Origin of the sequence: Paenibacillus macerans (assembly GCF_900454495.1) — a bacterium.
In the GTDB taxonomy this organism is placed as follows: Bacteria; Bacillota; Bacilli; order Paenibacillales; family Paenibacillaceae; genus Fontibacillus; species Fontibacillus macerans.
In genome coordinates, this window is sequence record NZ_UGSI01000001.1 from 801,726 (window position 1) to 827,582 (window position 25,857).

General features: G+C 53.5%; 24 protein-coding genes. All 24 read left to right on the top strand.

The window, feature by feature from the left end:
- Positions 1–4 precede the first annotated feature (4 nt).
- The 24 genes from DYE26_RS03715 to infB all read left to right on the top strand — a co-directional run bounded on the left by DYE26_RS03715 (position 5) and on the right by infB (position 25,854).
- Positions 5–466 (top strand): chemotaxis protein CheW, encoded by a 462-nt coding sequence (locus tag DYE26_RS03715; protein WP_036622292.1) that lies wholly within the window; start codon positions 5–7, stop codon positions 464–466.
- A gap of 3 nt (positions 467–469) precedes the next feature.
- Positions 470–1,096 carry a chemotaxis protein CheC gene (locus DYE26_RS03720; protein ID WP_036622294.1) on the top strand — a complete coding sequence of 209 codons (627 nt, stop codon included), beginning with the start codon at positions 470–472 and terminating at the stop codon, positions 1,094–1,096.
- Positions 1,089–1,586, top strand: a complete 498-nt coding sequence (locus tag DYE26_RS03725) for a chemotaxis protein CheD (RefSeq protein WP_036622296.1) — start codon at positions 1,089–1,091, stop codon at positions 1,584–1,586. Before DYE26_RS03720 ends, DYE26_RS03725 begins: the two co-directional genes overlap by 8 nt.
- Before the next feature lie 2 nt (positions 1,587–1,588).
- Entirely contained in the window at positions 1,589–2,011 is a 423-nt protein-coding gene (locus DYE26_RS03730) for a hypothetical protein (RefSeq protein ID WP_036622298.1), read from the top strand.
- A 15-nt stretch (positions 2,012–2,026) separates the two neighbouring features.
- Positions 2,027–2,815, top strand: a complete 789-nt coding sequence (locus DYE26_RS03735) for a FliA/WhiG family RNA polymerase sigma factor (protein WP_036622300.1) — start codon at positions 2,027–2,029, stop codon at positions 2,813–2,815.
- 47 nt (positions 2,816–2,862) lie between these two features.
- Positions 2,863–4,272, top strand: a complete 1,410-nt coding sequence (locus DYE26_RS03740; RefSeq protein WP_371861068.1) for a flagellar assembly protein A — start codon at positions 2,863–2,865, stop codon at positions 4,270–4,272.
- 72 nt (positions 4,273–4,344) lie between these two features.
- Positions 4,345–4,674: a hypothetical protein gene (locus tag DYE26_RS03745; RefSeq protein ID WP_036622302.1), complete on the top strand. Its 330-nt coding sequence runs from the start codon at positions 4,345–4,347 to the stop codon at positions 4,672–4,674.
- 90 nt (positions 4,675–4,764) lie between these two features.
- Entirely contained in the window at positions 4,765–5,388 is a 624-nt protein-coding gene (locus DYE26_RS03750; protein ID WP_036622304.1) for a hypothetical protein, read from the top strand.
- A complete protein-coding gene (locus tag DYE26_RS03755; protein WP_036622306.1) occupies positions 5,385–5,990 on the top strand; it encodes an MltG/YceG/YrrL family protein in 606 nt (201 codons plus the stop codon). The genes DYE26_RS03750 and DYE26_RS03755 overlap by 4 nt, the downstream gene beginning before the upstream one ends.
- A gap of 429 nt (positions 5,991–6,419) precedes the next feature.
- Positions 6,420–7,118: a 30S ribosomal protein S2 gene (rpsB, locus tag DYE26_RS03760; RefSeq protein ID WP_036622308.1), complete on the top strand. Its 699-nt coding sequence runs from the start codon at positions 6,420–6,422 to the stop codon at positions 7,116–7,118.
- Between the two features lie 326 nt (positions 7,119–7,444).
- Entirely contained in the window at positions 7,445–8,095 is a 651-nt protein-coding gene (gene tsf / locus DYE26_RS03765) for a translation elongation factor Ts (protein WP_036622310.1), read from the top strand.
- Positions 8,096–8,224: 129 nt separating this feature from the next.
- Positions 8,225–8,953, top strand: coding sequence for a UMP kinase (gene pyrH, locus DYE26_RS03770; protein ID WP_036622311.1), 729 nt, complete (start codon positions 8,225–8,227; stop codon positions 8,951–8,953).
- Positions 8,953–9,507, top strand: a complete 555-nt coding sequence (frr, locus tag DYE26_RS03775; protein WP_036622313.1) for a ribosome recycling factor — start codon at positions 8,953–8,955, stop codon at positions 9,505–9,507. Before pyrH ends, frr begins: the two co-directional genes overlap by 1 nt.
- Before the next feature lie 71 nt (positions 9,508–9,578).
- Positions 9,579–10,346, top strand: coding sequence for an undecaprenyl pyrophosphate synthase (locus DYE26_RS03780; RefSeq protein ID WP_036622315.1), 768 nt, complete (start codon positions 9,579–9,581; stop codon positions 10,344–10,346).
- Positions 10,347–10,365: 19 nt separating this feature from the next.
- Complete coding sequence (locus DYE26_RS03785; protein WP_036622317.1) at positions 10,366–11,163, top strand: phosphatidate cytidylyltransferase; 798 nt, start codon at positions 10,366–10,368, stop codon at positions 11,161–11,163.
- Between the two features lie 645 nt (positions 11,164–11,808).
- Positions 11,809–12,948, top strand: a complete 1,140-nt coding sequence (locus tag DYE26_RS03790; protein ID WP_036622318.1) for a 1-deoxy-D-xylulose-5-phosphate reductoisomerase — start codon at positions 11,809–11,811, stop codon at positions 12,946–12,948.
- Positions 12,949–13,098: 150 nt separating this feature from the next.
- On the top strand, positions 13,099–14,373 hold the full coding sequence (gene rseP / locus DYE26_RS03795) for an RIP metalloprotease RseP (RefSeq protein WP_036622320.1): 1,275 nt from the start codon (positions 13,099–13,101) through the stop codon (positions 14,371–14,373).
- A 74-nt stretch (positions 14,374–14,447) separates the two neighbouring features.
- Positions 14,448–15,899: a proline--tRNA ligase gene (proS, locus tag DYE26_RS03800; protein WP_036622322.1), complete on the top strand. Its 1,452-nt coding sequence runs from the start codon at positions 14,448–14,450 to the stop codon at positions 15,897–15,899.
- Between the two features lie 272 nt (positions 15,900–16,171).
- The gene (locus DYE26_RS03805) at positions 16,172–20,488 is read left to right on the top strand and encodes a PolC-type DNA polymerase III (RefSeq protein ID WP_036622324.1); all 4,317 of its coding nucleotides are present in this window, start codon (positions 16,172–16,174) and stop codon (positions 20,486–20,488) included.
- 491 nt (positions 20,489–20,979) lie between these two features.
- On the top strand, positions 20,980–21,441 hold the full coding sequence (gene rimP / locus DYE26_RS03810) for a ribosome maturation factor RimP (RefSeq protein ID WP_036622326.1): 462 nt from the start codon (positions 20,980–20,982) through the stop codon (positions 21,439–21,441).
- A gap of 62 nt (positions 21,442–21,503) precedes the next feature.
- Positions 21,504–22,601, top strand: a complete 1,098-nt coding sequence (gene nusA, locus DYE26_RS03815) for a transcription termination factor NusA (protein WP_036622328.1) — start codon at positions 21,504–21,506, stop codon at positions 22,599–22,601.
- Between the two features lie 17 nt (positions 22,602–22,618).
- Positions 22,619–22,933 carry an RNase P modulator RnpM gene (gene rnpM, locus DYE26_RS03820; protein WP_036622330.1) on the top strand — a complete coding sequence of 105 codons (315 nt, stop codon included), beginning with the start codon at positions 22,619–22,621 and terminating at the stop codon, positions 22,931–22,933.
- The gene (locus DYE26_RS03825) at positions 22,926–23,249 is read left to right on the top strand and encodes a L7Ae/L30e/S12e/Gadd45 family ribosomal protein (protein ID WP_051985856.1); all 324 of its coding nucleotides are present in this window, start codon (positions 22,926–22,928) and stop codon (positions 23,247–23,249) included. The genes rnpM and DYE26_RS03825 overlap by 8 nt, the downstream gene beginning before the upstream one ends.
- On the top strand, positions 23,242–25,854 hold the full coding sequence (gene infB, locus DYE26_RS03830) for a translation initiation factor IF-2 (protein ID WP_036622334.1): 2,613 nt from the start codon (positions 23,242–23,244) through the stop codon (positions 25,852–25,854). The genes DYE26_RS03825 and infB overlap by 8 nt, the downstream gene beginning before the upstream one ends.
- Positions 25,855–25,857 lie beyond the last annotated feature (3 nt).

Genomic DNA, 25,857 nt, shown 5'->3' on the forward strand with positions numbered 1-25,857 from the left:
CCACATGGGACAGGAATTGAAAGTCATCGTTTTTAAGTTGGGGCATGAGGAATACGGCATCGAAGTGGACAAAGTGCAAACGATCGAGCGGATGATGCCGATCACGCGCGTGCCTAAGACGTTTTCCTTCGTTAAAGGGGTTATCAACCTGCGCGGCGTCGTTATTCCCGTTATCGATCTTCGCGGCCGCTTCGGTCTGCCGGAAACCGAGTACACCGATCAGACCCGGATCGTCATCGTTGCGGCCAACGATTTGGAAGTCGGCTTTATCGTCGATTCCGCCAACGATGTCATCGATTTGGATTCCGATTTGATCGATTCGCCGCCGGATGTCGTCGGCGGAGTCAAAGCCAAATACCTGGACGGAGTGGCCAAAATTTCCGAGGAACGTTTGCTCGTGATGTTGAACCTTTCCGAAGTGCTAAGCCGGAAAGAAATCATCCAGCTGGAAAGCTTAGAGGACTAGACCGTGGAGCTCTTTAAAGACTTTGAGGATTTGAAGCTTGACATTTTAAAAGAAGTCGGCAACATCGGGGCGGGCAACGCGGCGACCGCGCTGTCGAAGCTGCTGGACAAGCCGATCGATATGGCGGTGCCGAAGGTGCAGATGCTGCCTTTCGAAGCGGTAGCCGAACGCGTCGGCGGCGCCGAAAATATCGTGCTTGCGGTATTTTTCCGCGTGGAGGGCGAAGCTCCGGGAAACCTGTTTTTCATTCTTAGCCCGGAAGCGGCCAAAAAATTGCTGCATCGCCTGGCGGGGATCGAAGTGGAAAGCGAGGACAGCTTTTCGGAAATGGAATGGTCGGCGCTTTCGGAAATCGGCAACATTTTGGCGGGCTCTTATTTGTCCTCGCTGGCCGATTTTACGTCTCTGTCGATGGCGCCCACGGTACCTGCGCTGGCGCTGGATATGGCGGGGGCGATCCTGAGTTACGGGCTCCTGCAGTTTGGTGAGATGGGAGACTCCGCCCTGCTGATCGATACTACGTTTATCGAAGGACACCATGAGGTAGAGGGACAGTTTTTCCTGATTCCCGATCCGGATTCATTCGCCAAAATTTTCACTGCGTTGGGAGTACCGGCCCAGCATGATTGATGAACAACGTGTCGTAAAAGTGGGCATGGCCGAGTTGAACGTCATAACGCAGCAGGGGTTGATACGTACGACTGGGCTAGGCTCCTGCGTTGGGCTTACGCTATATGATCCGCAATTGAAAGTGGCCGGCTTGGCGCACGTCATGCTGCCCTCATCGGAGATCGCCCGGGAAGGGGCTTTGAACGTTGCGAAATACGCGGATACGGCCATTCCGGCGCTGTACCAGAAACTAATCGGTCTCGGAGCCTCTCCATCCCGGCTGGTGGCCAAAATGGCCGGAGGCTCCCAGATGTTTTCCTTTGGGGGGAACAGTGATTCGATGCGAATCGGTCCGAGAAACGTGGAATCTTGCAAGTTGCAATTGGAAGCATTGAAGATCCCCTTGTTGGCGGAGGATACCGGAGGAAATTACGGCAGGACGATCGAGCTGGATAACGAAACGGGGATATTATATGTGCGAAGTGTACAAATGGGGATAAAGGAATTGTAGCCATGGCAGGAAAAACGCGATATTACTTGTTGTTGGGCTTTATCGGTTTTCTTATTACATTTGCGGTATCGGCGGGGAACAATTTGTTTATGACCAGCTTTATCCGGGGACTAATCGCCTTTGTCGTCTGGTTTGTGCTTGCCTTTGCGGCAAGCTGGATGTTCGGTTTTCTGAAGGAGCTTCCGGGAAACGGAACGGTCGAGCCGCAGGAAGCCTTGCTTTCTGAACAGGGGAAAGGGGGCAATCTCGACTTGACGACGCCGGACGAAAGCGAGCAGCTTAATGAACTGCTGAAGCCGCCCTCGAATTCGCCGGGCGAAGCCGCGGATTTTACGCCGCTGAGTCCGCCGAAACTCGTGAAAACACCTGACGACAAAGATCCTGAAGAGCTGGCCAAGGTCGTTCGTCACCTGACAGAAAAATAAGGAGGGTGAAGGCAATTGAACGAGCGGAAGACATCAACTCTGAATTATGCCGAGGTTTGGGAAAGATGGAAAGAGCACGGCGATTTGGAGGCCAAGAAACAACTTATCGAAAAATATCTGCATATTGTCGACTACGTTTCGGGACGTCTCGCCGTTGGCCTTCCCAAGAACGTTTCCAAAGATGATTTAGCCAGCAATGGGGTGATGGGGCTGATCGATGCGGTCGAAAAATTCGACTACAAACGCGGCCTTCAATTTGAAACCTATGCATCCTGGCGGGTACGGGGAGCGATTCTGGACGGCCTTCGGCAGGGGGACTGGGTTCCCCGTTCCGTGAGAGAGAAAGCCAAAAAAATCGAAGAAGGCTATCAGCACTTGGAACAGAAATATCTCCGCTCCGTAACGGACGCCGAGATGAGCGCCTACTTGAATATCAGCGAGAAAGAGTTTCAGAGCATGCTCCAAGAAGTCGCCGTCATGACACTTTGTTCCCTTGAGGACCCGATTCGCGAAGAAGAGTCGGAAACTCGTCTCACATTACTCGTTGACGAAAAAGCAAAAAACCCGGATTATAAAGTCAGGGAGTTTTATTTAAGGGATTCATTGGCAAAAGGAATCGAAAAACTGACCGAAAAGGAAAGAACGGTCGTCTCCCTGCTTTATTATGAAGATTTATCGTTAAGCGAAATCGCGGAAGTGATGTCGCTTTCGCCTTCGCGAATTTCCCAGCTTCACTCCAAAGCGATTTTACGGCTTCGCGGCAGTTTGGAGAAGCAGCGGGAATTGCTGATGTGCGAAGACTGACGGGTAAATCATGAACGAGTGAATCGGAAGAGAGGAGGAACGACTTCTTGGAGCTTATGGACGATTTAAGGCAGATCTTAAGCGTCACGTTAAATGATGACAAGACGGTAGCCTACCTGCAGTTTTTAAAGAAGGAAGACGATTTTTCCTGTACGGAGGACGCGCTGCGTCAATTTTTACATAGCGAAGGGCTTAAATTCGGGCTACAGGAAGACATCGTCAGACGTTTTGCGTCGAATCCGAAGGAGTACTTTTTCAGTAGAACGCCGATTGCCATCGGGCAAGAGCCGGTGCACGGGCAAGACGGTTCAATCCGCTACGCGCTTTCCCTCGATGACGACAACCGCCATCAACCGGCGGAAACCGAAGACGGCAAAGTGGACTTGAAAGATATTACGAGGCTGAACAATATCCGTAAAGGCCAAATCATCGCCGAACTTGTCCCTCCTGTGCCCGGACGCCCGGGAACGGCCGTGACCGGGGAAGTGATTCCCTGCAAAGACGGGAAAGCCGCCCGTTTCAAAATCGGGAAGAACGTCGTCCTGAACCCGGAGCAAACCGCCCTGTATGCGGCGATTGACGGTCTGGTGACGCTTACCGACAAGGGGAAGCTAAACGTATTCCCGGTATACGAGATCAACGGGGACGTCGATTACAGCATCGGCAATATCGATTTCGTAGGAACAGTCGTTGTCCGCGGTAATGTACTGACCGGCTTTAGGATCAGTGCGGCCGGGGACATTCGCGTTGTTGGCGGGGTTGAAGGGGCGGAACTGTACGCCGACGGGTCTATCGAAATCACCGGCGGGATCATCGGTTACAACAAAGGTTTGGTCAAAGCCGGGCAAAACGTGAAAAGCTCGTTTATTCAGGACGGAAACGTTCAGGCGGGGGAGGACGTCATCGTTTCCCAAAGCATTATGCACTCCAATATCCGCGCCGGGCGCGACGTTTTGTGCAGCGGGGCGAAAGGGCTCATCGTCGGCGGCAGCGTCCAGGCCGGGGAAAAAGTGATCGCCCGGATCATCGGCAACCCGATGTCGACGACGACCTCGATCGAGGTGGGGGCGCTGCCGGAGCTGCGCAACGAGCTTCAGGAATTACGCCAGCAGGTGAAGGATCAGCTGGCGAATCTCGACAAAACCGAGAAAGCGCTGACACTTTTGGATCAACTCGCCTCGCTCGGAAAGCTGACGCCGGACAAGGTGGCGATGCGTTCCAAACTGAATTTGACTAAAAAATCGAATATGCAGGAATTGGATTTGATGAAAGAACGCATGCTTGCGATCGAAAAAGCGCTGGAGGATACCGGCAAGGCGCGCGTTGACGTACTGAAAATGATTTACGGCGGTTCCAAAATCGTGATTGGCCGCTATACGAAATATATCAAAGAGCCCATTTCGCGCATGTCTTTTTACTACAGCGAAGGGGATATTTCCATGTCGGCTTACATCTAACAACGGCTCCTATTAGGAAGGAATCCTGGTTCTTATCGAAGTATTTTCCTTCATTTCGGATGAGGTGATCCCATGAATATGAAACCCGTGGAATTGCAAATCGCGGTCCCGCGTACCAGCGAAGCCGGCCGCGTTCAGCATGATCAGCAGCATCGCCCTCTTCTCGATCAGAATCTGCTTTCGCAGCAAGCCGTCAAAACCGGGGAAGCGGACCGCCAGCGGACCGCTGAAATGGACGAGAGCAACCGCAATAAGAATGTAAGGCGGGAAGGAAATGGCTCCTCCGGCCAGGAGCAGGAACCGGAACGCGGGTCCGGCGGCAAACCGGATGAGCCGGAGACGAAGCCGGAGCACTTGGCCGAGCATCCGTATAAAGGGCGGCATATCGATTTCTCTCTGTAATTCGGGGAACTTACTTCAGGGATCGGGCGAGGATGCAAGCCGGCCTTAAGTTAGGCACTTCAATTCAACAGCAAAAAGGTGAGGATTACATTGTCATTTGGAGACCCCTGGTTCTATGTTGTACTTCTGGGGGCGGCGGCGCTTGTATACGCCCTGCTATTGCCGGGACGCCAAGCCTCAAGCCCGAAGAACGACGCGGCGAAAGAGATGGAAGCCACGCTGGAACAATACATGTCGGAAATCGAAAGAGAAAATCAGGAGCTTATCGATTTGGTGTCCCAGATGAAACAGGAGTTTGCCTCCAAACAGCTGGCCCAGCAGGAGCAGATCGCCGAGCTGCGCAAGCGGCTTAGCGATGTGGAGTTTTCGGCCCGGCAGAGCGAAGCGCGCTTGGAAAGCTTGGCGACTTCCGCAGGGGAGAACGTCTCCGCCGTTTCCGTTCCGGCAGCAGCCGCGGCGGAAGCAAGCTTGACGATCGCAAGCGCCGCCGTTTCCGGACAAGCTTCCGAACCGGCCGCGCTTGCGGCCGGGCCCGCCCCGGAACCGGCGTCTGCACCGGAGGATGACGGAGATCATGTCCGCGGCAGGTATCCGGAACTGTTTGACTTATATGAAAAAGGAAAGTCGATCGACATGATCGCAAAGTCGACGGGACTTCAACGGGGCGAGGTGCAGCTCATCCTGCAGTTGGCCAAAAAGGAGGAGTCCCGATGATTAAAAACCGCCATTTTATGCTGGGGCTTGGCTGCGGTCTGATTGCCGGAGCGCTCCTTTTGCAGTTGATGATCCTTGGACAAGGGGGCGGCAAGATTTATACGGCGGAGCAGGTGAAGCAAGCCGCCGAACAACTCGGCCTGAAAGTTGTCGCTGCGGATGAAGAGTTGCTGACCGAAGAGCAGTGGCAGGAGAAAGCCGGCACCGGCCAGGAGGATGGGGGAGAAGGAGTTGAGCCGGATGTTCCGGCGTCACCCAAGAATCCCGATGCTCCGCAAGCTCCGGCCGCGCCGGCCAAGCCGAGCTCGGCAGAAAACAAGCCGCCGGCAAGCGCGGATGCGGAGAAGCCGCAAACGCCCGCTAAGCCGGCCAAGCCCGCGGCGGTTTCCGTCGAGTACAAAATCGCTTACGGCAGCACGCTTGCCGGCGTGGCGGAAGGCTTGTATAAGGCCGGCGTGATTACGGAGAAGGAAGCTTTTTTGAAGGCGGCCAAAGCGAAAAAAATCAATAACAAAATCCGAACCGGAACGTACACGTTTACCGAGGGTGAAGATTACGACTCGATTATTGCCAAAATTTCGCCAAAGGCTTCGGGAAAATAAACCGGAGCCCATCCGCAAGGCACCGAAAGGTGCCTTTTTCGCGTGTACTCGTCCGAAAGGCGAAATAAGGGAAACATCGGTTGCATCCGTTTTTCACTTATGGTATATTAATTCACGGTGTTATAACGCACGCCGGCTGATTTCGACAAGGGTGCTCTCTCAATAAAATGTGTGTTCAAAAAGGTTGGTTTTCAGCACCGAGAAGGTTGGATGAAGCCAGGGACGAAAGGAGCGGAGCGTACGTTTTGGGTACGTGAGCAACGGAAGGCCCGGCTGAATTCAAGATTCGACGTCGAATCCGCTTCTTGACCTTCTTCGTGATCAAAAGCGGACTTTTTGAACTACCTCTTTAAGCAAGGGAGTCTTGTCGGGAAATGAAACCTGCGGAGGAAGCATCATAAAAAAACCAAACTTAGGAGGTGCGTGAAGATGGCAGTAATCTCCATGAAACAACTGCTTGAAGCAGGCGTTCACTTCGGTCACCAGACTCGTCGCTGGAACCCGAAAATGGATCGTTATATCTTCACCGAAAGAAACGGCATTTACATTATCGACCTGCAAAAAACGGTCAAGAAAGTCGAAGAAGCTTACAACTTCGTAAAAAGCATTGCGGAAGAGAACGGAACCATTCTGTTCGTGGGCACGAAGAAACAAGCTCAAGATTCCGTGAAAGAAGAAGCGGAACGCGCTGGCCAATTCTACATTAATCAACGCTGGCTGGGCGGTACTTTGACTAACTTCCAAACGATTCAGAAACGGATCGACCGTCTGAAACAATTGGAAACTTGGGAAGAAGACGGTACGTTTACCGTATTGCCGAAAAAAGAAGTTATCATTCTCCGCAAGGAGAAAGAACGTCTTGAGAAATTCCTCGGCGGGATCAAGAACATGAAAGGCCTGCCAAGCGCTTTGTTCGTCATCGACCCGCGCAAAGAGCGCATTGCGGTTGCGGAAGCCCGCAAACTTGGCATCCCGATCGTAGGTATCGTTGATACCAACTGCGATCCGGACGAAATCGACTACGTCATTCCGGGCAACGACGACGCGATCCGCGCGGTTAAACTGTTGACCAGCAAAATGGCGGACGCCGTGATCGAAGCTAACCAAGGCGAACAAACGACGGCGTAAGCGGCTAATTGCCGACAATAAGCGATAAATTAAATGAAAAGGGTGGTTGGTAGGTGTCAAACCTCTCACTACCCTTTTTTTAAAGAGGAAGTTTAAAAATCGGATTTTGATCACGAAGATATTTCGTGGGAGAGATTTCGGCGTCGAATCTTGAACTTGGGCCGGGATCTCCGGTGCTCACGTAGGCCTTACCTACGCTCCGCTCCTCAATCCCTGGTTTCGTCCAACCTTCTCGGTGCTGAAAACCCGATTTTTAAACCTTGATTTTAAAGAGAAGTTTAAAATCGGCTTTTGATTTTTATAACAATAACGGAGGGAATTAAACAATGGCTGTTGACGCTAAAACGGTTAAAGAACTACGTGAAAAAACGGGCGCAGGGATGCTCGATTGCAAAAAAGCGCTGGAGGAAGCCGGCGGCGATCTGACGAAGGCGATCGAGTTGCTTCGCGAAAAAGGTCTTGCCGCTGCCGCCAATAAAGCTGGCCGCATCGCTACGGAAGGCGTGGTTGAGTCTTACATACACGCCGGCGGACGGATCGGGGTTTTGGTGGAAATCAACTGTGAAACCGACTTCGTTGCCAAAACGGATCAATTTAAAGATTTCGCCCGCGATATCGCCATGCATATCGCTGCGATGAGCCCGCGTTACGTTCGCCGCGAAGAAGTGCCGCAGGAAGAAATCGAAAAGGAAAAGGAAATTTTAAAGGCACAAGCCCTTAACGAAGGCAAACCGGAAAAAATCGTGGAAAAAATGGTGGAAGGCCGCATCGGCAAATATTTCGAAGAGTTCTGTTTGCTGGAGCAAGCTTTCGTTAAAGACCCGGACAAAACGATCTCCCAGCTGGTTAATGAAAAAATCAGCACGATCGGCGAAAACATTTCCATCCGCCGCTTCGTTCGTTATGAACTTGGCGAAGGTATGGAGAAGAAAGTGGACAACTTCGTAGAAGAAGTAATGTCCCAAGTAAATAAATAATCTAAAGACCAATCATAAACGCAAGGAAAGTTGGAACACGCCGTGTTCCTTCTTTTTTAAGATCAAAGGCGTTGGTAGACGTTTTTCTTTATTGTTTGTCGCGAATGAGTTCGATGTGGAGGTATACATTTGGAACAGCCAGTGTTTAAACGTGTTGTATTAAAGGTCAGTGGGGAGTCGCTTGCCGGTCAAAACGGGTACGGTATCGACGCCGACACCATTTCATCCATCGCCGAACAGGTCAAGGAAGTGGTGGAACTGGGCGTTCAGGTAGCGATCGTTTGCGGCGGGGGCAATATTTGGCGCGGAATTGCCGGGAGCGCCAAGGGCATTGACCGGGCTACGGCCGATTACATGGGCATGCTCGCGACGGTGATGAATTCCCTGGCCCTGCAGGACGCGCTGGAGCAGATCGGGGTTCCGACCCGGGTGCAAACGTCCATCGCGATGCAGCAAATCGCCGAACCTTATATCCGGCGCCGGGCGATTCGTCACTTGGAGAAAGGCCGGGTCGTCATCTTTGCCGCCGGCACGGGCAATCCGTTTTTCTCTACGGACACGACTGCTGCGCTGCGCGCCGCCGAGATCGAAGCGGAAGTGATCCTCATGGCGAAAAATAAAGTGGACGGTGTTTATTCCGCCGATCCGTTTGTAGATCCGAATGCGGTGAAGTACGAATCCCTCACTTATTTGGATGTGCTGAACAAAAACTTAGGTGTTATGGACTCCACGGCTTCATCGCTGTGTATGGACAATGACATTCCGCTGATCGTGTTTGCCATTACGGAACAAGGAAACATTAAGCGGGTCGTGCTCGGTGAAAAAATCGGGACGATCGTTAAAGGGAGTGTTGAATAATGCCACAGTCAGTTAAAAAGCATGCCGAAGAACGCATGGACAAAGCAATCCAGGCGCTGAAAAGAGATCTTGCGACGCTGCGTGCGGGAAGAGCAACTCCATCGCTTTTGGATCGCATTCAGGTGGAGTATTACGGGGCGCCGACTCCGGTCAATCAATTGGCCAACATCAATACGCCGGATTCCCGGACATTGTTGATCCAGCCTTGGGACAAATCATCGCTGTCCGATATCGAACGCGCGATCCAAAAATCCGATCTCGGGCTGACCCCGGCGAATGACGGATCGTCCATCCGGTTGACGATTCCGCCGTTGACGGAGGAACGCCGCATTGAACTCGTGAAGATGACGAAGAAGCATGGAGAAGAGGCGAAAGTCGCCATCCGCAACATTCGCCGCGATGCCAACGACGAGATCAAGAAGCTGGAGAAAACGGATATTTCGGAAGACGAGTCGCGCCGGCATCAAGAGGATATTCAGAAAACGACGGATAAATACATCGCGGAAGTAGATAAGGTTCTTGCTGCGAAAGAGAAAGAGATTATGGAAGTTTAAGAGACGATAAGCGGCCCCTCCTTTTACGGTGGGGTTTTGTCTCTTTTTCATCATCGGCTGGAGGAAAAGGAATGATCAAGTTATTTCAACCCTGGTGGAAAAAAAAGCAGCGTCCGGCGTCTGTTGTTTTAGCTCCCGACAACATTCCAAAGCATGTGGCCATCATTATGGACGGGAACGGGCGTTGGGCGCGCAGGCTTGGTTTGCCGCGAATCGTCGGACATCGTACAGGTATGAAAGCCGTCAAGCGTGCGACGATTGCGGCTGACGAACTTGGCATTTCCGTTTTAACGCTGTATGCTTTCTCGACGGAAAATTGGAAACGGCCGAAGGATGAAGTCGATTTTCTAATGTCGCTTCCGCAGGAATTTTTGGCGATTGAGCTTGACGAGTTGATTGAAAAAAATGTCCGGGTGCGAATGATGGGATACACGGACATGCTGCCTCCCCATACGATAGCCGCCATGGAAGAAGCGACCGAGCGTACAAAACACAATACCGGACTTATTTTGAATTTTGCCCTGAATTACGGCGGCCGCCGCGAAATTGCCGAGAGCGTCAAAGCCGTTGCCAGGCTTGTGCAGAACGGTGAGCTGTCTGTGGAAGACATTACCCCCGATTCGATTGATAGCCATTTGCTATCGGCGGGGCTGCCTGAGCCGGATCTGCTCATCCGGACCGGAGGCGAACTGCGGCTCAGCAACTTTATGCTTTGGCAAACGGCTTACAGCGAACTGTGGTTCACGGATGTTTACTGGCCGGAATTCAAGCAGGAGCATTTGATCGAAGCGGTGGCCGAATATCAGCGGCGCACGCGGCGCTACGGCGGATTAAGCTAGCGATGGAAGGTGTAAACTCTTGAAACAGCGGTTGATTACAGGGATCGTCGCCGGCGGTTTTTTTCTGGGCATGTGCTGGCTGGGCGGACTAACCTATCATGTACTCATCTTAATAATGGCTCTGATCGGCTACTATGAATTCGTCCGTATGACCGGGCTGCCGGCGTTTGGCGGAACCGCCGTTTTGGGATATTTGAGCGTTTTGTATTTGGGTTTTCCTTGGACTCTTTTACAAATCCCCATGCCGCTCCCGACCTTGGCGATCCTATGGCTGCTGATGCTTCTGTTTTTGGCGGTGACGGTGACTTCCAAAAACGAGGTTCCGATCGCTCAAGCCGCGCTGCTGTTTCTGGGCGCCGTTTACATCGGAATCGGGTTTGCATCGATCGCTGAGACGCGCAGCACGCCGGACGGCCACGGGCTGTTTTGGACATTGCTGCTGCTGGCTGCGATTTGGAGCAGTGACGCCGGGGCTTATTTCACCGGCCGCCGGTTTGGAAAGAGCAAGCTGTGGCCGGCTATCAGTCCGAACAAGACGGTTGAGGGAGCGCTTGGCGGAGTAGCGTTGGCGGTGATCGTTGCGGTCGTTTTTGCCGTGATTTCCGGCGGCTTGTTAAGTATTGGACGAGCTGCGGCGGTTGGGGTATCCGCCGCCGTCGTCGGACAATTCGGCGATTTGATTCAGTCTGCCTACAAACGTGTATACGGTGTTAAGGATACGGGGAAGCTGCTGCCCGGTCATGGCGGGATTTTGGACCGCTGCGACAGTTGGATTGTGGTGTTCCCATTCATACATATCCTTTCTCTCCTCCCGTAGAGGTAGTTTAAAAATCGGCTTTTGTTTACGAGGCAAGAACTAGTAGACGGTTCTGAGAAATAACGTCAGTATGATGGTAAGTGAAGAATTGAGAAAACGGCAAAATAGTCTTTTGAAAATCCCGGGGACAACATAAAGGAAAAAAAGGGCGCTATTTCAGCCGATGTCCCCCATGTTGCGTGAAATAGAGGAGTTTTATGGCGCTATTTTCACGATCTAGTGGCAAAAGGCAGCATTTTCGACCTGTTCATCGGAAATAAGACCCAAAAGTTCCCTTATGGTGATGAATTGGCTCAAATTCGGGAAATAGGCCCCTAAAGTTCCTCTATTTTATGGGGACGATGCTGAGCACAAGACTAATGTAGAATAAAGTGATCCATGGCCCCTGTCCGCAGATAAGCTATATTATTTCCGGATCATTCTGCTAGATGATGATTCGATATCGAATCTTGAACTCAGCCGGGCTTCCGTTGCTCACATAGGCTTTACCTATGCTGCGCTACTCAGTCCCTAGTTTCGCCCGACCTAAAGCGGTTTGAAAAAACGCACATCGGAAGCATATGCTTCGGTGCTGAAAAGCCGATTTTTAAACATTGATTGAAATGAGTTTGAAAATCACAAAACTCCATTGTTTAGAGGTGCGAGATGAAAAAAATAGCGTTGATCGGATCGACGGGGTCGATCGGTACCCAAACGCTGGATGTCGTACGGCAGCATCCCGGGCAATTTGAAATTACGGGGCTTGCGGCCGGCGGAAATATCGGGCTGTTTGCCGAACAGGTAAGCCGGTTTCGGCCGAAAAAAGCTTCGGTGGCCACGAAAGAGCTGGCCGAGCGGGTACGCCCTCAGCTTCCGGAAGATGTGCAGCTGTATTACGGGGAGCAAGGACTGATCGAGGTGGCTGCGGGGACGGAGGCGGAAACGGTAGTCACCGCCATCGTGGGCAGCGCCGGCCTCCCGGCGACGATCGCGGCGATTGAGGCCGGAAAGCATATTGCGCTGGCGAACAAGGAAACGCTGGTAACGGCGGGCCATCTGGTTACCGAAGCGGCGGGGCGCAAGGGCGTCGCTTTGCTGCCGGTCGACAGCGAGCATTCCGCTATTTTTCAATGTTTGAACGGGGAGCGAATCGAAGAGGTGCGCCAAATTACGCTGACGGCTTCCGGCGGCTCGTTCCGCGATTTAACCCGTGAAGAGCTGCGAAACGTTACGGTCAAGGATGCGTTAAAGCATCCCAATTGGTCCATGGGCGCCAAAATTACGATCGATTCGGCCACGATGGTCAACAAAGGACTGGAGGTCATTGAAGCGCATTGGCTGTTTGGCCTTCCTTACGAACAGATCGGAGTGCTGCTGCATCCCGAGAGCATTATCCACTCTTTCGTTGAATATCGTGACGGCAGCGTAATCGCCCAATTAGGAACACCGGATATGCGGGTTCCGATCCAATACGCGCTTTCCTATCCGCGCCGCTGGCCGTCCGAAGCCAAAAGGCTGTCCCTGGCGGAAGTGGGCAAGCTGCATTTCCGGGAGATGGACTACAACCGGTTCCCTTGTTTAAGACTAGCCTTCGAGTGTGGTAAAATAGGGGGGACAGCCACTTGTGTTTACAATGCTGCCAATGAAGTGGCCGTCGCCCGCTTTCTAAGCGGAAACATTTCGTTTCTGCAGATTGAGACGATTATTGAAACGGTGTTGTCCAAACACGACGTTCAGGAGGAGCCGGATCTGGAAGGGATTCGCTCCGCCGACCGCTGGGCCCGGAACATGGCCGAATCTTTATAGAGCCCGCCCGCTTGGGCGGAACCTCTATAAAATTCCTCTTTTGCACCGGAAAAGTCCGGCGGCGGTATTCTCTTGTGCCTGATCGGAGAATAATGTTAATCTAAGAAGACGCCCTAGGACGATCCGTGGCCAAAAGGAGGATGCTTACGCTTGGAATTGCTTAAAATCATATTTTTGACGGTGCTCATGTTCTTCATCATCGTCACGGTGCACGAATGGGGGCACTATTACTTCGCGAAACGCGCAGGTATTTTGGTGCGTGAATTCGCGATTGGCTTTGGACCGAAACTGCTTTCTTTCAGAAGAGGAGAGACGCAGTTTACATTGCGCCTGCTTCCGTTCGGCGGGTATGCCCGCATGGCGGGGGAAGAGCCCGAACTGGTCCAGATCGCCGAAGGACAAACCGTCGCGCTGCGCCTGGATGGCGATACCGTACGTAAAATTTATTTGGACCGGCTGGACAGCCGCAAAAATGTTATCCGCGGCGAGGTGCGGCACGCTGATTTGCAGGACGATCTTGCAGTTCGTCTGGATGTGGATGGAGAGGTGGTCTCTTACCCCGTTCATCCGCAGGCGATGCTGGTGACCAAAGGCAAAGAAACACAAATCGCGCCGAGGGATCGGCAATACGGAAGCAAGACGGTCGGGCAGCGGGCGTTGTCGATCTTCGCCGGGCCTTTTATGAACTTTGTTTTGGCCTTTGTGTTGTTTGCCCTGCATACGCAAATGGCGGGGATTCCGCTGGAAACGCCAAGCCATCTGCAGATCGGCGAAGTTGTGAAAGGGATGCCGGCGGCGGAAGTCGGGCTTCAGCCTGGAGATATTATCGAGACGATCAACGGTCAGCCGGTCGGCACCGATGCGAACGCAATGATCGGGAAGATTCAAGCTTCCAAGGGCAAACCGATGCAATGGACGGTCAAACGCGGCGAAGAAACGCTGAGCTTTACGATTACCCCGCGCGGAGCCGAAAATGAAGACGGAAAAGTGGGCAGCACGATCGTGACGGTTTTCCCGACCCGCAGCGCCTCCTTCGGCGAGACGTTCCAGGTGGCCGGACAGAAAATGGTGTCCACGACCGAGGGGATTTTTCTCGGCTTTAAGCAGTTGATCAACAAGTTTTCCATGGACGATCTGGGCGGGCCGGTGCGCACGTTTGAAATGACGGGGCAAATCGCCAAACAAGGGTTAGCCCAGCTTACGTATTGGGCGGCAATCCTGAGCCTTTACCTTGGCATATTCAACCTGCTGCCGATTCCGGCGCTGGATGGCAGCCGCCTCGTGTTCCTTGGAGTCGAGGCACTGCGCGGCAAGCCGATCGATCCGAACCGCGAAGGCATGGTGCATTTCATCGGCTTTGCGATGCTGTTCCTGCTGATGATCGCGGTCACCTATAATGATATATTGCGTTTGTTCCACGGCTGACCGGTTGCCCGAACCGTGCGAATCACGCGGTGAAATAAAAATTGTTGTTTTTTAACGGGAGGACAAGGGTTCTTATGGCAAAAGAGGAGAAACAATTCGTTACGGAGATTACCCCGCAGGGAGAAGACTTCTCCAGATGGTACATCGACGTGATTAAAAAAGCGGATTTAATGGATTACTCGCCGGTGCGCGGCTGTATCGTTTTTAAGCCGGACGGTTACGAAATCTGGGAACACATTCAGGAGGAGCTGGATCGCCGTTTTAAGGAAACGGGGCATCGCAACGCTTATTTTCCGCTCTTCATTCCGGAAAGCTTCTTCCAGAAGGAGAAGGAACATGTCGAAGGCTTTAACCCGGAGCTGCCTTGGGTAACCGAAGCCGCCGGCGAGAAATTGGAGGAGCGGCTGGCCATCCGTCCGACCTCGGAAACGATGATCGGGCATATGTATGAGAAATGGATTCAATCCTACCGGGATTTGCCGATGCTGATCAACCAGTGGGCGAATGTGGTCCGTTGGGAGAAACGGACGCTGCCGTTCCTGCGCACTAGCGAATTCCTTTGGCAGGAAGGCCATACCGCCCATGAAAACGAGCAGGACGCGCGGGAAGAGACGATGCGCATGCTGGAGATTTACCGCGATTTTGTCGAGAACTACTTGGCGATTCCGGTCATTGTCGGGCAAAAAACGCCGTCCGAAAAATTCGCCGGCGCGGTGGACACCTATTCTATCGAAGCGATGATGAAGGACGGCCGCGCCGTGCAAGCCGGAACCTCTCATTATTTGGGGACGAATTTTGCTTCGGCCTTTAATATTCAATATTTGAACCGGGAGAATGTCCGGGAATATGTGCATACGACTTCCTGGGGGGTAAGCACCCGGCTGATCGGCTCGCTGATCATGGTTCACGGCGACGACCGCGGCCTTGTTCTGCCGCCGAAGGTTGCGCCGAAGCAGGTGATGATCATTCCGATCGGCCCGCCGAAAACGTGGGACGCGGTGGTGGGAAGAGCCGACGAATTGTTCGCTGAACTGAAGCAGGCGGGGATTCGCGTCGGCATCGACGACCGCTCCGATCTTCGTCCGGGGTGGAAATTCAACGAATACGAAATGCGCGGCGTGCCGGTACGCCTGGAGATCGGACCGCGGGATATGGAGAACGGCGTGTGCGTACTGGTTTCCCGCATCAGCGGCGAGAAAAAAGTCGTGCAGCAGGCCAATCTGGTCGTAGAAGTCCGGGCGATGCTCGAGCAGGTGCATCAGGAAATGTACGATCGCGCCAAGGCGTTCCGCGAGGAGCATTTCTACTCCGTGGACACGCTGGATGAAATGAAGGCGAGCATTGAAGAAAAACGCGGCTTTACGCTGGCCGGCTGGTGCGGTTCGGAGGCTTGCGAACGCCAGGTGAAAGAGGAAACCGGCGCGACCAGCCGCAACATTCCATTTGAACCGAAAGAGAAGAAGCATACTTGCCTTGTTTGCGGGGAACAAGCCAAACATACCGTCGTTTTTGCCAGAGCCTATTAAAACTTGAATTATTTGTCCAAGCCATAAGAGGTTGATCAAAAAGCGATAAAGCCGACTTTTTGAACACGCATGATACGGGGAAACCCCTGTGCGGGCAAACCAACACAGCCAAAAGAGGGCTTTCGGCAGTAAATTGTCGGGCAGGTTCATTGCCTGCCGGTTTTCTCGCCGGAAGCCTTTTTCATGCAAGCGGACGTGGAGTCATCGACCTGGCTTTTATAACGGAGCGTTCCAAAAGTCGGGTTTTCAGCACTTAGATGGGGGAGGAAGACATGACGGAGACTCAGGACAAGAGAAACCGGCTTGAACTGTTGATGAAGCAGGCGGAGCTTCCCGCCTCGTTAATCGATCCCTATTTTCTCGAAGGTTATATCGAGCGGGTTGAGGTTAGCCGCAGCAACAAGGAATGGAAAATCACGATCAGGAAGGATACGTTGGTGCCGGCTCAGGCTTACCGCACTTTTTGCCTTCGCATCAAGGAAAAAATGGAGCACATCGCGGCAATTTCCTTTGAATTCAGGTACGGCGGCGAAGTGTCGGCCAAAGATATCGTTGGAGAGTATTGGAAGTTGTTTTTGGAATGGGTGCAGCGTCAGGTTCCTTCCGTCAACGGCTGGATGGTCCGGGCCGGATTTGAAGTCGAAAACGATCTCGTTACCGTAACGTTGGGCGATTCTACCGCACTGGAGCTGGCCCGCAAGAAAAATATCGACCGGGCGATCGTGACGTTTTACGAAACTTATTTTGCTCTGCAGCTGCGGGTCAAGCTGCAAACCGGCGAAACGAGCGCCGAAGCGTTCGAGGAGTTCCAACAGCGGATCGTGGAGGAAGAACGCGAGGTCATCCAGAAAATGATGGAAAGCATGACGGTGGAAGCGCCGCCTGAAGAGGTGGACGGCGAAGTCGTCAAACTGCAAATCGGATACGACATCAAGGAGCCGCCGGTGCCGATTCAGGACATTCAGGATGAAGAGAAGAAAATCACGATCCAGGGAACGATTTTCGGTCTGGACCGCAAGGAGCTGCGCAACGGAAATACGTTGTTTACGTTCAATTTGACGGATTTTACCGACTCGCTGGCGATGAAGCTGTTTGCGAAAAACAAGGAAGATTTGAAAGTGATGGGCCAGCTGGCCAACGGCAAGTGGGTAAAAGCCCGCGGCAAAGTCGAATTCGACCGCTTTATGCAGGTGCCCGAGCTGGTGATGATCCCTTCCGATCTGACGGAAATTACGGCGCCTCCGGGACGCAAGGACAATGCTCCCGAGAAGCGGGTCGAATTCCATCTGCACACGACGATGAGCACGATGGACGCCGTCACCCCGATCGGCGATTACGTGAAGATGGCCGCCAAATGGGGGCATAAAGCGATCGCCATCACCGATCACGGCGGGGTGCAAAGTTACCCCGACGCGGCTAAGGCGGCGAAGAAAAACGGCATAAAAATGATCTACGGCGTTGAAGCCAACGTGGTGAACGACGATGTCGCCGTGGTGCTGAACCCGCGCGGGGACGATTTGAAAGACGCTACATATATCGTATTCGATATCGAAACCACCGGTCTCTCCGTCACCCAAAACAAAATCATCGAGCTTGCCGCCGTTAAAATGCAGGACGGCAAAGAAGTGGACCGTTACGCTACCTTCGTCAATCCGCATGAACGGATTCCTTACAATATCCAGCAGCTCACCAACATCAACGACGAAATGGTCAGGGACGCTCCGGATGTGGAACCCGTGCTGCGGCGGTTCGTGGAGTTTGCCGGAGACGCGGTGCTGGTCGCCCATAACGCCCGGTTTGACGTCGATTTCGTCAACGCGAAGCTGAAAGAGCTGGGCCTGCCGCAGATGAACAACCCGGTGCTCGATACGCTCGAACTAGCCCGGATGCTGTTTCCGACCCTGAAGAATCACCGGTTAAATACGCTTGCCGCCAAATACAAGGTGTCGCTGGAGAACCACCACCGGGCGATCGACGATACGCTGGCGCTCGGGGAAATTTTGAACGGCCTGCTCGAAGATGCGATCAAAATCGAAGGGTATACGACGCTGGACCGGCTGAACGATAAGGTCGGCAAGGATCTGTCCAATACCCGGCCGTTTCATTGCGGCGTCTACGCGCTCAACGCTACGGGCAAGAAAAATCTGTTTAAGCTCGTGTCCCTGTCGCACACCGACTATTTCAAACGAGTGCCCTGCATTCCCAAATCGAAGCTGGTGGAAATGCGCGAAGGCCTGCTCATCATGTCCGGCTGCGAAAAAGGCGAGTTTTTCGAAACGGTGCTCAACAAATCGGTGGAGGAAGCGGAAGCTGTGGCCGAGTTTTACGATGTGCTGGAGATCCAGCCGCTGACGATGTATATGCATCTGGTGGACAAAGGATTGGTCGGCAGCGTGGCCGAGCTGGAGACGGCGATCCGCAAAATCGTCGAGATCGGGATGAAGCTGAATAAGCCGGTGGTGGCTACCGGCAACGTGCACTATCTCGATCCAAAGGACAAGCTGTTCCGCGACATCACGATTCACGGCATCACCGGGTTTAGCCCGCTGAAGGATATACGCAAGCCGGATGCGCATTTTCGGACGACGGAGGAAATGCTGGAGGAATTCGCTTTTCTCGGCGGGGAGAAGGCTTACGAGGTAGTCGTTGCCAACACCTCCAAGCTGGCCGACGAATTTGAGGAATACGAGCTGTTTCCGGATAAGCTGTTTACGCCGATCATCGAAGGCGCGGAAGAGGAAATCCGCCGGACTTGTTACGATACGGCCAAAAAGATTTACGGCGAGGATCTGCCGGAAGTCGTCGTCAAGCGGCTGGAGAAAGAACTCGAGCCGATTATCAAATACGGGTTCTCGGCGAACTATCTGATCTCCGAACGTTTGGTCAAAAAATCGAACCAGGACGGGTATCTGGTCGGTTCCCGGGGGTCCGTCGGCTCCTCGGTCGTCGCCATGTTCCTCGGCATCTCCGAGGTCAACCCGCTGCCGGCGCATTATATATGCCAAAACCCGGAATGCAAGTACAGCGAATGGTTCCTTGACGGCAGCGTGCCAAGCGGTTTCGACCTTCCGGACAAGACGTGCCCGAAATGCGGGCAAACGCTGAAGGGCGAGGGGCACGACATCCCGTTCGAAACGTTCCTTGGGTTTAAGGGCGACAAAGTTCCCGATATCGACCTTAACTTCTCCGGGGAATATCAGCCGCACGCCCATAACTACACGAAAGTGCTGTTCGGCGAGAAAAACGTGTTCCGCGCCGGCACGATCGGCACCGTGGCGGAAAAGACGGCGTACGGTTTCGCCAAAAAATACGAGGAAGAGCATCACAAGCATTGGCGCGGAGCCGAGCTGAGCCGGCTTGCGGCGGGGTGTACCGGCGTCAAGCGCAGCACGGGCCAGCATCCCGGCGGGATCGTGGTCGTGCCGGACTACATCGAGGTGGAGGATATCACCCCGGTGCAGTATCCGGCCGACGACACCGAGGCGGAATGGAAAACGACGCACTTCGATTATCACGCCTTTGACGCGAACCTGCTGAAGCTCGATATCCTCGGGCACGATGATCCGACGATGATGCGGATGCTCCAGGATCTCACGGGCGTCGATCCGACGACCATCCCGATGAACGATCCGAAGGTGATGAGCATTTTCAACTCGACGGAAGCGCTTGGGGTGACGCCGGAACAGATCCGCACGCCGGTCGCCACGTACGGCATTCCCGAGATGGGCACGAAGTTCGTCCGGCAGATGCTGGTGGAATCGCAGCCGTCGTCGTTTGCCGACCTGCTGCAGATTTCCGGCTTGTCGCACGGAACGGGCGTCTGGCTTGGCAATGCCCAGGATTTGATCAAAAACGGAACCTGCAACATCAAAACGGTGATCGGCTGCCGTGACGACATCATGCTGTTTTTGATTTACAAAGCGGGTATGGACGCCGGCCTCGCCTTCAAAATCACGGAAAGCGTACGGAAAGGGAAAGGGCTGACGCCGGAATGGATCGAGGAGATGAAGAAATGCAAGGTGCCGCAATGGTACATCGACTCCTGTCTGAAGATCCAGTACATGTTCCCGAAGGCCCACGCCGCCGCATACGTTATTTCCGCGGTGCGCACCGCCTATTTCAAGCTCTACCATCCGATCGAATTTTACGCGACATATTTCTCGGTTCGCGGCGAGGATTTCGACATCGAGCTTTGCTGTCAGGGATATGAGGCGATTCACCGCAAGATCGAAGAGATCGAGCAGAAAGGCTTTCAGGCGCTGCCTAAAGAGAAAGCGATGCTGCCGATTCTGGAAATGGCGCTGGAGATGACCGCGCGCGGCTTCCATTTCAAACCGATCGATTTGTACCGTTCCGACGCGACGAAGTTCATCGTGGACGGCGATTCGCTGATTCCGCCGTTCTCGGCGCTGGCCGGGATCGGGGAGAACGCCGCCAAAAATATCGCCGCGGCCAAGGAGCAGGGCGAATTTCTGTCGATCGAGGACTTCCAGCAGAAATCGAAGGCGAGCAAAACGATCGTCGAGCTCCTCGGCAACATGGGCTGCTTCCGTGGACTTCCCGAAAGCAACCAGTTGTCGCTATTTTAAGTGTGAGTTTAAATATAAGTTCAAAAATCAGGTTTTCAGCACCGAGAAGGTTGGATGAAGCTAGGGACATAAGGAGCGGAGCGTACGTTTTGGGTACGTGAGCACCGGAAATGTTTCCGTAGGAAACATGCTTCGAAAGCATATGCTTGGCCCGGTTGAATTCAAGATTCGACGTCGATTAAGCTTCTTAACCTGCTTCGTGATAAGAAAAACTCTATCGATGAACAATCAAAGAAGACAGACCGCCCTAAGATGAAGTTTTTCTTGCGATTTTAAGGAAGAGAGACTCCGGCGACTATTCATTCTTAAATCTTCAAAAGCTGATTTTTTGAACTACCTATAGTAGTAAAGGTGTTTTACTTGTCACTGTTGGCGGACTATGTTATAATTTTTTTGGCAATCATGAAGATAGAACCGTTGTTTAAAGAGTGGGGAAACCCACTCTTTACTCTTTGGTATACAGGAATGAACGCGATGGAGGGAATGTACGCTTGAGCACACCGAAGATCAAAGCGACCGTAGAGCAAATGGTCACGCCTTATTTGGAGGAACACGGCTTTGAATTGGTTGACGTGGAATACGTCAAGGAGGGAAGCAACTGGTTCCTTCGCGTATTCGTCGACAAGGACGGCGGCATCGACATCGATGACTGCGGCCGGATCAGCGAATACCTTAGCGAAAAGCTCGATGAGAATGATCCGATTCCATCGGCTTATTTTCTGGAAGTGTCCTCGCCGGGCGCGGAGCGTCCGCTCAAAAAAGCCGAGGATGTATCGAAAGCCGTCGGCAAAGACGTATTTGTCACTACATACGAACCGGTAGGCGGCCTGAAGGAGTTTGAAGGCCGGCTTCTTTCCTTCGAGAACGGCGAATTGGTCGTTGAAGTCGGAAAGAAGAGTCACACGATTCCATACAGCAAAGTAGCCAGCGCAAGGTTGGCCATTATTTTCTAGAACAGCGGATGTTTGGTTAAGCGTGACCTGCAGGGAACTATGAAAGGGGGAACTCGAGGCAAATGAGTATGGATTTTATCGAAGCCTTGAATGAATTGGAAAGGGAAAAAGGAATCAGCAAAGATATTTTGTTCGAAGCGATTGAAGCCGCGCTCATCTCCAGCTACAAGCGGAACTTCAATACGGCGCAGAACGTTCGCGTGGATATGAACCGCCATACCGGCGCGATTAAAGTATACGCCCGCAAGCTCGTCGTGGAAGAAGTGCTGGATCCGCGCACGGAGATTTCGCTGGCGGCCGCGCGCGAGATCAACCAGAACTATCATCTTGACGATATTACCGAGATTGAAGTTACGCCTCGCGATTTCGGCCGCATTGCCGCGCAAACCGCCAAACAAGTCGTGACCCAGCGGATTCGCGAAGCCGAGCGCGGACTGATCTACAACGCCTTTGTCGAGAAGGAAGAGGATATCGTAACCGGCATCGTGCAGCGTCAGGATCTGCGCAACATCTATGTCGACCTCGGCAAAATCGAAGCGCATCTGCCCTTGAACGAGCTGATGCCAAACGAGAAATTCAAGCATGGGGATCGCATCAAGGCCTACATTACGAAGGTGGAAAATACGACGAAGGGGCCGCAAATTCTGCTGTCCCGCACGCATCCGGGCCTGTTGAAACGCTTGTTTGAGCTGGAGGTGCCGGAAATTTTCGACGGGGTGGTGGAGATCCGTTCCGTCGCCCGCGAAGCGGGATTCCGTTCCAAAATCGCGGTATACTCCCGCAACAGCGAGGTCGATCCGGTCGGCTCCTGCGTAGGGCCGAAAGGCACCCGGGTGCAAACGATCGTGAACGAGCTGCGCGGAGAGAAGATCGATATCGTCCGTTATTCGGAGAATGTCGAGGAATATGTGGCGAATGCGCTCAGCCCGTCCAAGGTGCTGGAAGTGCAGGTGTTTGAGGCCGAGAAGATGGCGCGCGTCATCGTGCCGGATTACCAGCTTTCGCTGGCGATCGGCATCAAAGGCCAGAACGCTCGCCTGGCGGCCAAATTGACCGGTTGGAAAATCGATATCAAGAGCGAAACCCAAGCGGAAGAGGAATTCGGAAGAGAAAAAACCGATCAGGACGAAATGCCTCAGGATTCCATCTCCGTAGATTGATCGGGGGCGGTTGAAGGATGAAACAGAGAAAGGTACCGCTGCGCAAATGCGTGGCCTGCCAGCAAATGATGCCCAAGAAATCGCTGATCCGCATCGTCCGTTCGCCGGAAGGCGAGGTGTCGATCGACCTCACCGGCAAAAAATCGGGGCGCGGAGCATACTTGTGCGGTAAGGAAGCTTGCTTCAAGCTTGCCCACAAAACCAAAGCGCTCGACCGCGCGCTGAAAGCGCCGGTCAGTCCGGAGGTTTACGAGCAGCTTGCCCGCGATTTTTTGAAAGTGGAAGAGGAGTTCCGCGCCGGCCAGGGGCGTGAAGGGGATGGCGATGAATAAAGCGTTGTCCGGGCTTGGCCTTGCCATGCGGGCGGGCAAGCTGGTGACGGGGGATGAAGTCGTGCTGAAGGCAATCCGCTCCGCGGAAGCCAAACTGGTGATTGTAGCCGGCGATGCGTCGGCCAATACGCAAAAGAAGTATCGCGATAAATGCGGTACGTACAAAGTTCCTTTGATGGTCGGATTTGACAGGGATATGCTCGGATCGAGCGTAGGAAAGCCGGAACGGGTCGTTCTGGCCCTTACCGATCAGGGGTTTGCCGATATGGTTCGTAAAGCGATCGCGAAAACGTCGGAGGTGGAGTATATTGAGTAAACAAGAAAAACAAGATAAGCTCAGGGTATATGAATATGCAAAATCGCTCAACATGAGCAGCAAAGAAATCATTACGATTCTTAAGCGACTTAATATCCCGGTGAATAACCATATGAGCGTGATGGAGAATGATGCCGTAACGCGCGTGGAGCAATTTTTCAAGGATATTAAGACGAACGCTGCCGCCAAGCGGGAAAATTCGGGCCGCGCCGAAACCCCGTCCAAATCGCCGGCGCCGGCTTCCGCAGGAGGAAGCCAGGCTGCGAAAAATCCGGCCCCGGAAGGGGCGGGAAATCGCGGAGAACAAGGCCGGGAGGCGAAGGTTCACGGAAATCCCGGCGGTCAAGCCAAAAAAAATCAACATGAAAAGCAGGTAAGTATGAATAATAAACCTAATCAAAACCAAAACGCAAAAGGCGGAACTACCGCTGTACAGGAAAGAAACCAACGTCCAAACGGAGGCCATCAGCAAGGCCCGCGCGCTTCTGCGCAAAACGCCGGCAATGCCGGAGGCCGCAACCCTCAAGGAAACCGGGGGCAAGGCCAAACCGGGGGCGATTCGCAGCGCCGTGACGGCGGCGGCAACCGCCAAGGAAACGGTCAAGGAAACGGCGGAGCAAACCGCGGCGGGCAAGCGCCAAACCGCAATTTTGTTTCGGCCGGAAGCAATAATAACAATGGCGGAGGCAAAGGCCAAGGTCAAGGCAGAAAAGGCAATCATGGCGGGAAAAATCAAAAAGGTTTTGACGACAACCGTAGCGGCAACTTTAAAAACAACAACCGCGGCGGCAAAGGCGGCCGGGGGGGCCGTGGCGGATATCAGCAGCCGCCGCGCGAAAAAATCGACAATACGCCGAAGAAAATCATTGTCCGCGGCACGATGACCGTTGGCGAAACCGCGAAACTGCTGCATAAAGACGCTTCCGAGGTGATCAAAAAGCTGATGCTGCTCGGGGTCATGGCCACGATCAACCAGGAGCTCGACATCGAGACGATCCAGCTTTTGGCCGGCGATTTCGGCGTTGAAGTCGAAGTGAAAATTCCGGTCGAGGAAGACCGTTTTGAAACGATCGAAGAGGTTGACGATGAGGCGGATTTGAAAGAGCGTCCGCCGGTGGTGACGATTATGGGGCACGTCGACCACGGGAAAACGACGCTGCTGGACGCGATCCGTTCGACGAACGTGACCGGCGGCGAAGCCGGCGGCATTACGCAGCATATCGGCGCTTATCAGGTCGAGATCAACGGCAAGAAGATCACGTTCCTCGACACGCCGGGTCACGAGGCGTTTACGGCGATGCGGGCGCGCGGAGCGCAGCTGACCGACATTACGATCATCGTCGTTGCGGCTGACGACGGCGTGATGCCGCAGACGGTTGAAGCGATCAACCACGCCAAAGCGGCGGGGCTGCCGATCATTGTGGCAGTCAACAAAATCGACAAACCGGAAGCCAACCCGGATAAAGTCAAGCAGGAATTAACAGAATATGAGCTTGTACCGGAAGAATGGGGCGGCGATACGATTTTCGTCAACGTGTCGGCCAAACAAAAAATGGGTCTGGAAGACCTGCTCGAAATGATCCTGCTCGTGGCGGAAGTCAACGAGTACAAAGCCAACCCGGACAAACGCGCCCGCGGTGCGGTTATCGAAGCCGAGCTAGACAGAAACCGCGGACCGGTGGCCCGCGTACTGGTGCAGCACGGCACGCTGAAAGTCGGCGACGCTTTTGTGGCCGGCAACTGCTTCGGCCGCGTCCGCGCAATGGTGAACGACCGGGGACGCCGCCTCAAGGAAGCGGGGCCTTCGACGCCGGTGGAAATTACCGGCCTTACCGAAGTGCCGCAGGCGGGCGATCCGTTTATGGTGTTTGAGGACGAACGCAAAGCCCGCTCCATCGCCGACAAACGTGCGATTACGCAGCGCCAGTCCGATCTGGGCGCGAATACGCGCGTGACGCTCGACGATTTGTTCCGCCATATTAAAGAAGGCGAAATCAAAGAGCTGAACGTGATCATCAAAGCGGACGTTCAAGGTTCGGTGGAGGCGCTGAAGGGCGCGCTCGAGAAAATCGACATCGAAGGCGTGCGCGTGAAAATCATCCACAGCGGCGCCGGGGCGATTACCGAATCCGACGTTATTTTGGCCGCGGCTTCCAACGCGATCATCATCGGCTTTAACGTACGTCCGGACAACCAGACGAAAGCGACCGCCGAGCAGGAAAAGGTCGACATTCGTCTGCACCGCGTCATTTACAATGCGATCGAGGAAATCGAACAAGCGATGAAAGGGATGCTGGATCCGGTATACAAGGAGTCCGTCATCGGGCATGCCGAAGTCCGCAATACGTTCAAGATCAGCAAGGTCGGCACGATTGCGGGCTGCATGGTCACCTCCGGCAAAATTACCCGTTCGGCGGAAACGCGCTTGATCCGCGACGGCATCGTTATCTACGAAGGCAAAATCGATTCTTTGAAGCGGTTCAAGGATGATGCCAAAGAAGTTGCGCAAGGGTACGAATGCGGGATCACCCTCGATAACTACAATGATATTAAAGAAGGCGACGTGATTGAGGCCTTCATCATGGAAACCGTTGAACGGAAGTAAGGT